This is a genomic window from Ancylobacter gelatini, from assembly GCF_022601675.1.
GTDB classification, from domain to species: Bacteria; Pseudomonadota; Alphaproteobacteria; order Rhizobiales; family Xanthobacteraceae; genus Ancylobacter; species Ancylobacter gelatini.
The window spans coordinates 209,668-221,892 of record NZ_JAKVIL010000003.1 but is presented as its reverse complement, the minus strand read 5'-3'; the positions used below and the strand labels follow the sequence as shown (position 1 = coordinate 221,892).

The window sequence follows — 12,225 nt, the reverse complement described above, 5'->3', positions numbered from 1 at the left end:
ACCCCCTCGACGCCTGACGCGCGCGGCCTATCCTTGTTGGAGGCTCCCGATCACCGGCGAAACCGCCAGGAAGGCGCGACCATGACCGAGATCGCGGTCTTTCCCGGCAACCACGACGGCCGGCGCCCGCCCCGCCCCGCCACAGCTCACGATCATGGGGGACAGACCGTCCCCACGCGCGCCGCGCCGCTCCGCGCCAGGGTCCCGTCGGCAATTGCCGTCGCCGCGCTTGGCCGCGCGATGCTTGCGCTGCCCGCGCTTGGCCTACCTATGCTTGTCCTGCCCACGCTTGTCCTGCCCGCGCTTGTCTCGCCGGCGCACGCCGCTGACAGCCAGCAGGCCCTGCATTTCGCGCCCGGCACCAGCTCCGCGAGCGTCTCCGGCACGGTGAGCGGGTCGGACACCGCGCTTTACACGCTGAAGGCCCGCGCCGGGCAGACCCTGACGGTGGTGCTGGCGAGCCAAGGCAGCGATGCCTGCGTCTTCGATGTCGCGAAGCCGGACGGCTCGATCCTGTTCAACGGTACGGACGGGAGCAGCGCCTTCACCGGCACGCTGCCGGCCGATGCCGCCTATCAGCTCTCGGTGTTCCAGATGCGCGCGGCGATCCTCGAAGGCCAGAGCTGCCGCTACACGCTGTCGGTAAGCGTGAATTAGAGCGTGAGCGGCCCGGAGCACGGCCAGGCACCGCCCAAAGCAGAACGCCCGGCGCGAGGCCGGGCGTTCAAGGTAGATGTATCGGGAAACCGCCGCTCAGTTGAGCTTGTTCTTCACCTCGGCCACCGCATCGTCGAGCAGGCGGTCGGCAGTCTGACCGACGACATTGGCCGCCAGCAGCGTTTCCGCCGCCTTCACCGCCGCGTCGGCCGCCGCAGCCTTCACGTCGGCCAGCGCCTGCGCTTCGGCCTGGGCGATCTTCTGCTCCGCCATCTTGGTGCGGCGGGCAATCAGCTCTTCCAGCTTGGTCTTGGTCTCGGCCGCGAGACGCTCGGCCTCGGCGCGGGCGGTGGAGATGATGGTCTCCGCCTCTTCCTCGGCCTCGTGCTGGCGACGCTTATATTCGGCGACCAGCTTCTGCGCCTCTTCCTTCAGCCGGCGGGCTTCTTCCAGCTCGGTGCGGATGCGCTCGCCACGCTGGTCGAGCGCCGCGCCCATCCTTGAAAAGGCGCCGGCCTTGATCACGATCCCCATGAAGATCACGAAGGCGACGGCAACCCAGAAAGTATCGCTACCCATGGCCGTTCCCTCAGTTCTCGATGGCCTGATCGACTGCCGCCTCGACCGCCTGGGAGGCGGGAGCGGTGCCGATCAGCGTGCTGACGATGGTGCCGGCCGCATCCACGGCAATGCCGCGGACATTGGCCATGGCCGCCGTCTTGGTGGACGCGATCTGGGCCTCGGCCGTGGACAGCTTGTCCGCAAGCCCGGCTTCCAGCGCTTTGCGGCTCGCCTCGGCTTCCGCCGAGAGCTTGTCGCGGGTCTCGGTGGCGATGCCGTGAGCCTTGCCGCGCGCGCTGGACAGCGCCGCCTCATAGGCCTTGGCCGCCGCCTCGCTCTCCGCCCGCATCTTGCCGGCTTCCTCAAGATCGTCCGCGATACGATCGTGGCGCTCTTCGAGGATGTTGGCGATGCGCGGCAGCGCGATGCGGCTCATCAGCAGGTAGAGCGCCGCGAAGGCGATCACCAGCCAGATGAGCTGGGAGGGGAAGGTGGTGACGTCGAAGGGCGGGAAGGAGCTGCCATGCGCCTCGCCGGGAGGAACGGCAATCACGACGCCGTCAGCAACAGCGGCACCACCGGCATGCGGCGTGGCCTGCGCAGTTTCCGTCGAGGCGACGACGATAATCGCCGGACCCAGGGTCTCAGACATGGTTCAGGCTTCCTCGATCAAAGCAGGACGGGCGGCGTCGGCTCCTCGCCGCGCACCGCCCGAATTCCGCCGGAACGTCAGACCACGAAGAGCAGGACGAGCGCGACGACGAGCGCGAAGATGCCCAGACCTTCGGCGAGCGCCGCGCCGATGAACGCACGGGCGAACTGGCCATCGGCCGCCGACGGATTGCGCAGGGCGCCCGAGAGGAAGTTGCCGAAGATGTTACCCACGCCGATAGCGGCAAGGCCCATGCCGAGACAAGCGAGACCGGCGCCGAGGAACTTGGCGGCAATCGGATCCATGGTCTTCTCCTATTGAATTCGCTAATTGAGTTAAGGACTTGGATAAAGTTCCCGCGAGCGCGCCGATCAGTGACCCGGATGCAGCGCGTCGTTGAGATAGATGCAGGTCAGCACCGCGAAGACGTAGGCCTGCAGGAAGGCAACCAGGAATTCGAGCGCGGTGAGCGCCACGACCATGGTGAGAGGAAGCACCGCGCCGAGCCAGCCGACGGCACCGCCGGCGGTCATCATCACGATGAAGCCCGCGAACACCTTCATGGCGATGTGGCCGGCGAGCATGTTGGCGAACAGACGCAGCGAGAGGCTGATGGGGCGCGAGAGGAACGAGATGACCTCGATCACGACCATGAAGGGCAGCAGGAAAGCCGGCACGCCCGACGGAACGAACAGGTGCAGGAAGTGGGTGCCGTGGCGGATGAAGCCGTAGACGATCACGGTGCCGATCACCAGCACCGCCAGCGCGGCGGTGACGACGAGATGGCTGGTAACGGTGAAGGCGTAGGGGATCATGCCGACGAAGTTCGCCACCAGCACGAAGATGAACAGCGAGAACACCAGCGGGAAGAACTTCATGCCCTCATTGCCGGCCGTGGACCGGATATTGGAGGCCACGAACTCGTAGGACATCTCCGCCAGCGACTGCAGGCGGCTCGGCACCAGGGTGCGGCCGCGCGTCGCGAAGGTGAGGAAGAAGAAGACCAGCGCAACAATGCCGAACATGAAGGCGGCGGAATTGGTGAAGGCCAGCTCAATGCCGCCCGGCGTCCCCAAATCCACGATCTTGAAGATCTGGAACTGGTGGATCGGATCGATCTCAGTCGCCATCGCCGGTCGCTGCCCTCAACATGAGCCACCCGTGCGGGCGCTCATCCCCATTGCCCTGACGCCGCCGGCAGGCCGCGCCGCTTTCAACATCACATCACGCCCCGCCGGGCGGGACCTTGGTCTTTCCGGTCTCGCCGGCCGCGCGCATCATGTTGAGCACGCTGGCGACGAAGCCGAGCAGCAGGAACACGATCATCCCCCACGGCGCCGTGCCGAGCAGATAATCGAGACCCCAGCCCAGGCCGGCACCGACCAGAACCCCCGCGACGAACTCGCTCCCCAAGCGGAAAGCAAGCGTCATGCCGGCGGAAGCCGACGTCCTGTCCACCTTGGACGAAGCCGCCGCCTCCCCCTTGCGCTCGGCCCGCACCTTGTCCAGCGCATGCTCAAGCCCGCGAAGCCTGCCCGAAAGTTCGGAATCGGAGAGTTCCGACCCGTCCTTGCCATGTTGGTCGTCCGCCTTGCCTCGGTCGCCCATCATCTGTGCCCGGCCTTTGTCGGAGAAGGTTTCCCAACCCCCGAAACCGGGCGCACCATAGTGTTCACCCAAAAGGGTGTCAAGGACGCGATCACATCTTTTAAGTCATTGTAATGTCTTATAAAAAACAGGGGGTGGACGCTCTGTCGCAGGGGGTTTTCGCGCCCGGCGGCACCAAGGGAAGCTCCGGCCGCCGCTTTTGGCATACCAGATTCCCTGAACGCTCCCCCATGAGCGGGCGTTCAGCCGACCTCGCGGAAGGCCTCGGCGGTGGTGAGGTCGACCGACACCAGCTTGGAGACGCCGCGCTCGGCCATGGTCACGCCGAACAGCCGGCTCATCCGGCTCATGGTGATCGGGTTGTGGGTGATGGTCACGAAACGGGTCTGCGTAAGCCGGCGCATCTCGTCGAGCAGATTGCAGAAGCGCTCGACATTGGCGTCGTCCAGCGGCGCGTCGACCTCGTCCAGCACGCAGATCGGCGCCGGATTGGTGAGGAACACCGCGAAGATCAGCGCCATCGCGGTCAGCGCCTGCTCGCCGCCGGACAGCAGCGACAGGGATTGCGGCTTCTTGCCGGGCGGCTTGGCGATGATGTCCAGCCCGGCCTCCAGCGGATCGTCCGAATCGGTGAGGACCAGCTGGGCCTCACCGCCGCCGAACAGCGTGGAAAAGAGCTGGCGGAAATGGCCGTCCACCACCACGAAGGAGGACTGGAGCCGCTCGCGCGCCTCGCGGTTCAGCCCGGCAATGCCATGGCGCAGCCGCTTGATCGCCTCGGTGAGATCGTCGCGCTCGGCGGCAAGCCCCTGCTGGCGGCCCTCGACCTCGGCAAGCTCTTCCTCCGCGCGCAGGTTCACCGCACCCAGCCGCTCGCGGTCGCGCTTCAGGCGGTCGAGTTCGGCCTCAACCCCCGCCACCTCCGGCAGGCTCGCCCCTTCCTCGAAGGCGGCGATGTCGCGCGCGCTTTCCGGCGGGCCGTCCAGCATGTCGGCGATCTCGCGAATCAGGTCCTCGCGGCGCTGGCGGGCGGCGTCCGCCCTTGCCTCGGCGCGGGCGCTCTCCTCGCGGGCGGAGGACAGCGCCTCCAGCGCTGCGCGGGCGGTATGCTCGGCCTCGCCTTGCGCCCGCTCGGCGGCGACCAGCGCGTCGGCGGCCTCGCGCCGGGCTGTCTCGGCCTTCGCGGTCTCGTCCAGCAGCGCACGGCGGCGGGCCGCGAAAACGGCCGGGGCATCCTCCAGCTCCTCGCGCTCAGTCCTGGCCTCGGACAGGCGCGCCTCCAGCGCGGACAGCCGCTCGCCGGTGCCACCGGCCCGCTGGCGCCAGGAGGCGGCCTCCGAGACGATGACGGCAAGGCGCCGGGCGCGCTGCTCGCGCTCACGGGCAAAGGCGTCCGCCCGGGCGCGGGCCTCGGCCAGGGCGGCCCGCTCCTGAGCCACGCGGGCCCGCGCCTCCAGCAGCAGCGCCTCGCCCTGCGCGGTAGGCGCGAGGCAGACAAGCTGCTCGCGCGCCTCGTCGAGCGCTGCGATCGCGGTTTCGCGATCGAATTCGACACGCTCACGCGACGAGGCCAGCGCCGCCAGCCGGGCGGCCTGTTCGGCTGTGACACGCTCGGCCCGGGCGAATTCCTCGCGGGCGGTCTCCATGGCGCGCAGCGCGGCGCGGCGGGCCTCACGGGCCGCATTCTCACGGCTACCGGCGGCGCGCAGGGCGGCCTCGGCGGCTTCCACGCCCTGCCGGAGCCGGGCGACATCGGCGCGCGCGGTGCCGAGCTGATCTTCGAGATCGGCGAGACGGTTGCGTTCGGCAAGGCGGCGGGCGGCGGCGGTGGGGGCCTCGGCGGCGGCGGTAAAGCCGTCCCAGCGCCAGAGGTCGCCCTCGACAGAGACCAGACGCTGGCCGGGGGAAAGCGAGGCGGCAAGGCGTGGCCCGTCCTCGCGCACCACCACCCCGATCTGCGCGAGGCGACGCGCGAGGACGGCGGGGGCCTCGACATGGGCCGCGAGCGACACGGCTCCGGCCGGAAGCGCGGCGTCGGCCCCCCCGTCGGTCAGCGCCCAGTGCACCGGCGCGCCGGCATCGGCCGGGGCGTCGAGATCGTCACCGAGCGCGGCGCCCAGCGCGGCCTCGAAGCCCCGCGCCACCCGCACCGCATCCAGAACCGGCGCCCAGCGCTTGGGCGTGCCGATGTCCAAGAGCTTCATCAGCGCGCGACTCTCGGCGTCGAGCCGCTGCATCGCGCGCTCGGCCTCGGACAGCGGACGGCGGGACTGGTCGAGCCCGGCGCGGGCCAGACCATGGGCATCCTCGGCCTCGACGGCGCGGGTTTCAGCCTCCGCGAAGGCGTCCTGCGCCATCTCCGCCCGCTCGCGAAGCGTGTCGAGCCGGCTGGCGTCCAGCCCCGCTTCCAGCGCGCGGGCCTGCTCGGCGAACTGAATAAGCTCGCGCTCCAGCCGGGCGAGGCGATCGGACTGCTCGCGAACCGCGCGCTCCAGCGCGCCGCGCCGGGCCAGCGCCTCGGCATTGGCGGCGGTGGCCTGCGCGAACACCCGTTCGGCCTCCGCCAGAGCCTCGGCGATCGCCTCGCGGGCGTTTGCCGCCTCTTCCCCGGCGCTGAGTGCCTCTTCCTGCGCGATGCGCAGTTCCTCGTCCTCCTCGGCAAGGCGCTCCAGCACCTCGTCGGCATCGCGGGCCAGCGCATGCTCGCGCTCCATGTCGCCCCCAAGCTGGGCGAGCCGACGGTCGAGTTCCTCGCGGCGGGAGCCGGCGCGGGCCTCGTCGCGGTCGAGTTCGCCGCGCGCCAGCGTCAGGCGCTGCAAGGCGGCCGCCTTCGCCGCATCCGCCTCGCGCAGCGCCGGAAGCCCATGGGCGGCAACGGCGGCATTGCGCGCGCTCTCGCCCTGCGCCTGCGTGCGGGCGGCGACGTCGCGCACCGCAAGATCGAACGCGCGGGCCGCCTCCGAGACCGCAGACGTGGTCTCCAGCCAGCGCAGCCATAAGAGGCTCGCCTCCAGCCGGCGGATATCGCCGGAGACCGAACGGTAGCGGCTGGCCTGCCGCGACTGGCGGCGCAGCGCATCGAGTTGGCCGGTGATCTGGCCGATCACGTCCTCCAGCCGGGTGAGATTGGTCTCGGCGGCGCGCAGCCGCATCTCCGCCTCGTGGCGGCGGGCGTGCAGGCCGGCAACGCCGGCGGCTTCCTCAAGGATGCGCCGGCGCGCGGAGGGCTTGGCGCCGATCAACTCGCCGATCTGCCCCTGCCGCACCATGGCCGGCGAGCGCGAGCCGGAGGAGGCGTCGGCGAACAGGATCTGCACGTCGCGCGCGCGCACCTCGCGGCCATTGATGCGGTAGGAAGAGCCGGCCTCGCGCTCGATGCGGCGCGAGACTTCCAGCACGTCGGCATCGTTGAACAGGGCGGGGGCGTCGCGCTGGGCATTGTCGATGGTGAGCACCACCTCGGCGGTGTTGCGCGCCGGCCGCGTGGTGGAGCCGCCGAAGATGACGTCGTCCATCCCCTCCGCGCGCATCGCCTTGTAGGAGCTTTCGCCCATCACCCAGCGCAGCGCCTCGACGAGATTCGACTTGCCGCAGCCATTCGGCCCGACCACGCCGGTGAGGCCGGGCTCGATCAGCATGTCGGTCGGCTCGACGAAGGTCTTGAAGCCGACAAGGCGCAGGCGGGTGAACCTCATGGCCCTGAGCGTGAGGCCTTGGACACACAAGTTCAAGTGGGCGCGCGGGCTCGATCCACGACATGTTGGGGATTTTGCGGTGTCTGGCGGGGATCCGCCCGTCCGACACCATCCCCAAAGCCAAGGCCCGGGGATCCGTTCGCAGGGGCAACGCGATGCCGACGGCAAGGCGTGGATGACCGGGACAAGTCGGCCATCACGCGGTTGGAGGATGCAGGCCGCACACCCCTCCCCGAAAGCCGCATTGCGAAGCGGCACGCTCTGCCGGCAAACTCACTCAAAGCAGCGGATCCTGCCGCGATACGCCGTCACGGAGACAGAGCCATGCGCCCGCCGGTGCTCGACATGTTCGACCTGCGCATCCTGCGCGAATTGCAGGAGGATGGGCGGCTGACCAATGCCGAACTCTCCGAGCGCATCGGCCTCTCGCCCTCGCCGTGCCTCAGGCGCACGCGGCGGCTGGAGGAGGAAGGGCTGATCACCGGCTATCGCGCCCGGCTCGACGCCAGCCATCTCGGCCTCGGCGTGCTCGCCTTCATCCATGTCCATCTGGAGCGGCAGGTGGAGGAGGCGGCGCGCGATTTCGAGGCGGCGGTGAAGGCGCTGCCGCAGGTCATCGCCTGCTACAGCGTCACCGGCGACAGCGATTACATGCTGCATGTGGTGTGCGAGGACCTCGATGGTTTCGCCCGCTTCGCCCATGACCGGCTGATGGGCCTGCCCGGCGTGCGCGGCGTGCGCTCCTCGCTGGCGCTCAAGCGGGTGAAGGAGAGCGGCACGCTGCCGCTGGATCATCTGCGCGCCGCGCCTTTGGAGCCAAATGCAAGCGGATCGAAGCGATCCGATTGACGGGATCGCGCGCCCGAATCCGCTGCCGAAAAAGCAGGCAACGACATGCGAGCCACCAGAATCCCCGGCTGAGCGGCAGATTCTGCCAAAACAGCCGCGTCGCCGTCCCAACATCGCAAGGACATGCCGCAATAGGTCATTCATACTGACCTATATCGACATTCCGCAGCGCGTGAACCTTGGGAGGCGACGTCATGGCATTCGTGGCAGACACCTTGATTCCGCTCACTTCCGGCACCGCCGCACTGCGTCGGCGCGTGGGCCTTGCCGGCTCCCCGGCGACGCTGGCCGCGCTGGCGCTCACCGGGGCGGCGCTGCTGTGGTCCGGCAATTTCCTCGCCGGCCGACTTGCCGCCGATCTGGTGCCGCCGGCGACCTTCTCGGCCGCGCGCTGGCTGCTCGCCTTCCTCGTGCTGCTGCCCTTCACCGTCCGCGAGATCGGCGCCAAAAAGGACGAACTCATCCGCCGCTGGCCGCTCTGGGTGGCAATGGGCGTCCTGAACATCGCGGTGTTCACCGTGCTGATCTATGCCGGCCTCGCCCATACCAGCCTGGTCAACGGCTCGCTGATCGGCTCCAGCGCCCCGATCCTGGTCGGCCTGCTCGGCTGGCTGGTGCTGGGCGAGCGCACCAGCCTGCGCTCGCGGATCGCTCTCGCGGTGTCCACCGCCGGCGTCGGGCTGATCGTGCTGCGCGGCGATATCGGCAATCTGCTCGGCCTCGCCTTCCAGCCCGGCGACCTGGTGCTGTTCCTCGGCATCGCCGCCTTCGCGCTCTACGCCGTGGTGCTGAAGCGCTATCCCTCCAGCCTCTCGCCGGCGGCCGCGCTCACGGTGAGCATTCCGTTCGGGCTGGTGGCGCTGGCACCGTTCGCGGCGTGGGAAATCGCCGCCACCGGGACGGTTCCTGACGGCAATGCGGCGCTGCTGGTGCTTTATGTCGCGACGCTGCCGACGCTCGGCTTCATTCTGTGGGCGCGCGGCGTCTCCGTGCTCGGCCCGCTGCGCGCCGGCCAGTTCCTCCAGCTCATGCCGGTGTTCGGCGCCGCTCTCGCGGTCGGCCTGCTCGGCGAGGAGTTGCACCTCTACCATGCGATGGGGCTGGCGCTGGTGATGGCCGGGCTCGGCCTGCGCGACCGGCGCATCGCCGGCGCCGCCTGAAAAAAACCGCAAGCGGGCCTTTGATGGGTGCATCTTACCAGCGGATGCCCCATGAACGACGCGCCGAACACCACAGCCGCAAGCTTCGACATCGCCGCCGTGCAGAGCCTGCGCAAGAGCGTGCTGTTCGTCCTCGGGGCGCTGGCGGTCTCGGCGCTTCTGTTCGGCGCCTCGCTATGGCCGGATGGCGGCGAGGCCAGCCTGCATGAAATCATCGAGACCATCGGCCGCGCGCTGATCGTGCTGGCGATCCTCGGGCGCACCTGGTGCTCTCTCTATATCGGCGGGCGCAAGAAGGCGGAGGTGGTGGACCTCGGCCCCTATTCGATCTGCCGCAACCCGCTCTATGTGTTCTCCTTCATCGGCGCGGCCGGTGCCGGCGCGCAGTTCGGCAGCATGACGGCGGCGCTCGCTGCGGCGATCATCACCGTATTGGTGTTCGCCATCGTGGTGCGCAAGGAGGAACGCTTCCTCACCGAGCGCTTCGGCGAGGCCTATCTCGCCTACAAGGCGCGGGTGCCGCGCTTCGTCCCGAACGTCCGGCTGTGGCGCAACACGACGACACTGGAAATCCGCCCTCAGCTCGTGGTGCGCACCTTCGTCGATGCCTGCGTGTTCCTCGCCGCGATTCCGCTCGCCGAGGGCATCGAGATGGCGCAGCGCCACGCGGTGCTGCCGGTGCTGTGGATGCTGCCCTAAGGGCTGTATCGCCGCAGCGCATATTGACCCAGCCGGTCGAGCCACAGCGCCACCAGCGCGAAGCCGCAGCCGACCATCACGTCGATCAGGCGCTCGGCAATGTCGTGCTGGGCGCGGCCGAGCGTGCCGGCCACCAGTTCCAGCAGCAGCATGATGAAGGCGGTGAGCGCCGCCGTGCCCAGCGCGCCGCTGCGGCGCTCCGCCGGCCAGCGCAGCAGCGCCGCCAACGCCATGCCGACCAGCAGCCCGGCATGGGAGGGCAGCGCCAGCCCGTAGGCCACCGCCAGCACGATGCCAAGCAGCGTGCCGAGCAGCATCTGCGCCATCAACCGCCGGCTCGACAGCGCATCGGCCCGCAGAACGATCACGATGGCGATGAGTGCCCAGTAAGGACGATGCAGGCCGAGCGCGAGGCAGGTGACAAAGGCGAGCGGCACCGCGATCGCCACCGCGCCAGCGAACACCCAGCGCGTGCGCTCCGTGTCGCGTAGCCGGGCGAACAGTTCCGGCAGCGAGAGCGCGGTCGACGGACGGGCCATTCCGGTCAGCCAGTCCCAGCCCAGCGAGACGAGATAGGCATAGGCGGCAAATCCGGCCACCACGCCGACATCCTTCGGCTCCAGGGGCGCATAGATCGCCCCGACCGCCAGCGTCAGGCACAGGAAGCGCGCACCGGCGGCGGCAGCGGGGTGCAGGCTCTCCACCAGCGCATAGACCGCACCGACCACGGCGAAACCGACGACGACAAGGCCGGTGTGCCCCGCCAGCACCGTCCCGAGCCCGGTGCCCAGCACGATCACCGCCCCGGCCGCCGAGAAGGCGCCGAGGCGCTGCAGGGCCGGCCCGCCGGTATCCATGGCGAAGGCGAGGATGCAGGTGACCATGGCGTAGATCAGCCAATAGTCGATGCCGATCGTCAGCCCCACCAGGATCGGCGCCATGACGGTCAGCGCGAAACGGATCGAGCGCGCGGCGAGGTCGTCGCCGTGCCAGCGCCCGCGCATCCATGAAGAGGTGGTTTCCGCCAATCGCGCGTTTCCCGCTGATACCTTTACCCGGTCTTTACCCTGCCCGATCGAGATTGTGGACAGTGTTGCGGTGTTGCGTCCTCGAGCGTCGGGTTGGGGTTCATGAAGCTGGTTGGTAATGGCGGCGCCCGCCGGGCGTCGCGCGTCGAAAATCCCCTCTCCGGCCTGAACCGTCCCGATGCGCGCCATCCCGACGCCCGCAATCCCGACGCGCGGCTGCCGCTCGACACCATACGTCGCGGCGACTGCATTGCCGAGCTGGCCAAGCTGCCGGCGCAGTCGGTCGATCTGGTGTTCGCCGATCCGCCCTACAACCTCCAGCTCCAGGGCGAACTGAAGCGCCCCGACGACAGCCGCGTCGACGCGGTGGACGATGCCTGGGACAAGTTCGAGAATTTCGAGGCCTATGACGCCTTCACCCGCGCCTGGCTCCTGAGCGTGCGCCGCGTGCTCAAGCCCACCGGCACGCTCTGGGTGATCGGTTCCTACCACAACATCTTCCGCGTCGGCGCGCTGCTGCAGGATCTGAACTTCTGGATCCTCAACGACGTCGTGTGGCGCAAGACCAACCCGATGCCGAACTTCCGCGGCCGGCGCTTCACCAATGCCCATGAGACGCTGATCTGGGCCGCGCGCGAGCCGGATTCGCGCGGCTATACCTTCAATTACGAGGCGATGAAGGCCGCCAATGAGGATGTGCAGATGCGCTCCGACTGGCTGTTCCCGATCTGCTCGGGCCATGAGCGGCTGAAGGACGGCGACGGCCACAAGGTGCACCCGACCCAGAAGCCCGAGGCGCTGCTCGCCCGCATCCTGCTCGCCTCGTCGAAGCCCGGCGACGTGGTGCTCGACCCGTTCCTCGGCTCCGGCACCACGGCGGCGGTGGCCAAGAAGCTGCGCCGGCATTTCATCGGCATTGAGCGCGATCCCGTCTACGCCGACGCCGCGCAGGCACGCATCGACGCGGCGGTGCCGCTGCCCGAAGACGCGCTGACACCGGCGCCGAGCGCGCGGGAGGCGCCCCGCGTCGCGTTCGCGTCTCTGATCGAGCGCGGCTTGCTGGCGCCCGGCACGCTGCTCACCGACGCCCGCTCCCGCTTCAAGGCGCTGGTGCGCGCCGACGGCACGCTGTCGCTGGAAACCGCGCCGGGCCTGGGCGTGGTCGCCTCGATCCACAAGGCCGGCGCGCTGGCGCAGGGGCTGGACGCCTGCAATGGCTGGACCTTCTGGCACATCAAGACCCGCACCGGCCTGCAGCCGATCGACAGCCTGCGCGCCGTGGTCCGCTCGGAAATGGCAATGGCGGCGGAATAGGC

The 12,225-nt window shown here is 69.3% G+C and carries 12 protein-coding genes; 5 read left to right on the top strand and 7 right to left on the bottom strand.

The annotated features are described in order from the left end of the window. Positions 1-81: 81 nt before the first annotated feature. The gene (locus tag MKI84_RS07190; RefSeq protein WP_241617965.1) at positions 82-657 is read left to right on the top strand and encodes a hypothetical protein; all 576 of its coding nucleotides are present in this window, start codon (positions 82-84) and stop codon (positions 655-657) included. A 96-nt stretch (positions 658-753) separates the two neighbouring features. Here the strand turns inward: MKI84_RS07190 and MKI84_RS07185 are convergent, their stop codons facing one another. From MKI84_RS07185 to smc, 6 genes are all read right to left on the bottom strand, one after another. After that, positions 754-1,236 carry a F0F1 ATP synthase subunit B family protein gene (locus tag MKI84_RS07185; protein ID WP_241617963.1) on the bottom strand — a complete coding sequence of 161 codons (483 nt, stop codon included), beginning with the start codon at positions 1,234-1,236 and terminating at the stop codon, positions 754-756. Between the two features lie 10 nt (positions 1,237-1,246). Further along, positions 1,247-1,870, bottom strand: coding sequence for a F0F1 ATP synthase subunit B (locus MKI84_RS07180; RefSeq protein WP_241617960.1), 624 nt, complete (start codon positions 1,868-1,870; stop codon positions 1,247-1,249). Between the two features lie 77 nt (positions 1,871-1,947). Continuing rightward, positions 1,948-2,175 carry a F0F1 ATP synthase subunit C gene (locus tag MKI84_RS07175; RefSeq protein ID WP_013169186.1) on the bottom strand — a complete coding sequence of 76 codons (228 nt, stop codon included), beginning with the start codon at positions 2,173-2,175 and terminating at the stop codon, positions 1,948-1,950. A 66-nt stretch (positions 2,176-2,241) separates the two neighbouring features. Next, entirely contained in the window at positions 2,242-3,000 is a 759-nt protein-coding gene (locus MKI84_RS07170) for a F0F1 ATP synthase subunit A (RefSeq protein ID WP_241617958.1), read from the bottom strand. Positions 3,001-3,094: 94 nt separating this feature from the next. Beyond that, entirely contained in the window at positions 3,095-3,481 is a 387-nt protein-coding gene (locus tag MKI84_RS07165; protein WP_241617957.1) for an AtpZ/AtpI family protein, read from the bottom strand. Positions 3,482-3,720: 239 nt separating this feature from the next. Then, positions 3,721-7,173 (bottom strand): chromosome segregation protein SMC, encoded by a 3,453-nt coding sequence (smc, locus tag MKI84_RS07160; protein ID WP_241617955.1) that lies wholly within the window; start codon positions 7,171-7,173, stop codon positions 3,721-3,723. Between the two features lie 324 nt (positions 7,174-7,497). On the opposite strand from smc, the gene MKI84_RS07155 reads away from it, so the two are divergent. The 3 genes from MKI84_RS07155 (at position 7,498) to MKI84_RS07145 (ending at position 9,881) form a co-directional block, all read left to right on the top strand. Beyond that, complete coding sequence (locus MKI84_RS07155) at positions 7,498-8,022, top strand: Lrp/AsnC family transcriptional regulator (RefSeq protein WP_241617952.1); 525 nt, start codon at positions 7,498-7,500, stop codon at positions 8,020-8,022. Between the two features lie 194 nt (positions 8,023-8,216). Then, on the top strand, positions 8,217-9,182 hold the full coding sequence (locus tag MKI84_RS07150) for a DMT family transporter (protein ID WP_241617950.1): 966 nt from the start codon (positions 8,217-8,219) through the stop codon (positions 9,180-9,182). A 51-nt stretch (positions 9,183-9,233) separates the two neighbouring features. Next, complete coding sequence (locus MKI84_RS07145) at positions 9,234-9,881, top strand: methyltransferase family protein (RefSeq protein ID WP_241617949.1); 648 nt, start codon at positions 9,234-9,236, stop codon at positions 9,879-9,881. Here the strand turns inward: MKI84_RS07145 and MKI84_RS07140 are convergent. Continuing rightward, positions 9,878-10,909, bottom strand: coding sequence for an FUSC family protein (locus MKI84_RS07140; protein ID WP_241617947.1), 1,032 nt, complete (start codon positions 10,907-10,909; stop codon positions 9,878-9,880). The two genes, MKI84_RS07145 and MKI84_RS07140, sit on opposite strands and share 4 nt — an antisense overlap. Positions 10,910-11,011: 102 nt before the next feature. Here MKI84_RS07140 and MKI84_RS07135 point away from each other — a divergent pair, with 102 nt between their 5' ends. Further along, positions 11,012-12,223, top strand: coding sequence for a site-specific DNA-methyltransferase (locus tag MKI84_RS07135; protein WP_241617945.1), 1,212 nt, complete (start codon positions 11,012-11,014; stop codon positions 12,221-12,223). Positions 12,224-12,225: the final 2 nt, after the last annotated feature.

What these genes read in the sequence shown, in the direction of transcription:
- MKI84_RS07170 (WP_241617958.1), bottom strand. Translation starts at nt 3,000, where the DNA reads ATGGCGACTGAGATCGATCCGATCCACCAGTTCCAGATCTTCAAGATC.
- MKI84_RS07175 (WP_013169186.1), bottom strand. Translation starts at nt 2,175, where the DNA reads ATGGATCCGATTGCCGCCAAGTTCCTCGGCGCCGGTCTCGCTTGTCTC.
- smc (WP_241617955.1), bottom strand. Translation starts at nt 7,173, where the DNA reads ATGAGGTTCACCCGCCTGCGCCTTGTCGGCTTCAAGACCTTCGTCGAG.
- MKI84_RS07190 (WP_241617965.1), top strand. Translation starts at nt 82, where the DNA reads ATGACCGAGATCGCGGTCTTTCCCGGCAACCACGACGGCCGGCGCCCG.
- MKI84_RS07155 (WP_241617952.1), top strand. Translation starts at nt 7,498, where the DNA reads ATGCGCCCGCCGGTGCTCGACATGTTCGACCTGCGCATCCTGCGCGAA.
- MKI84_RS07180 (WP_241617960.1), bottom strand. Translation starts at nt 1,870, where the DNA reads ATGTCTGAGACCCTGGGTCCGGCGATTATCGTCGTCGCCTCGACGGAA.
- MKI84_RS07150 (WP_241617950.1), top strand. Translation starts at nt 8,217, where the DNA reads ATGGCATTCGTGGCAGACACCTTGATTCCGCTCACTTCCGGCACCGCC.
- MKI84_RS07185 (WP_241617963.1), bottom strand. Translation starts at nt 1,236, where the DNA reads ATGGGTAGCGATACTTTCTGGGTTGCCGTCGCCTTCGTGATCTTCATG.
- MKI84_RS07165 (WP_241617957.1), bottom strand. Translation starts at nt 3,481, where the DNA reads ATGATGGGCGACCGAGGCAAGGCGGACGACCAACATGGCAAGGACGGG.
- MKI84_RS07145 (WP_241617949.1), top strand. Translation starts at nt 9,234, where the DNA reads ATGAACGACGCGCCGAACACCACAGCCGCAAGCTTCGACATCGCCGCC.
- MKI84_RS07135 (WP_241617945.1), top strand. Translation starts at nt 11,012, where the DNA reads ATGAAGCTGGTTGGTAATGGCGGCGCCCGCCGGGCGTCGCGCGTCGAA.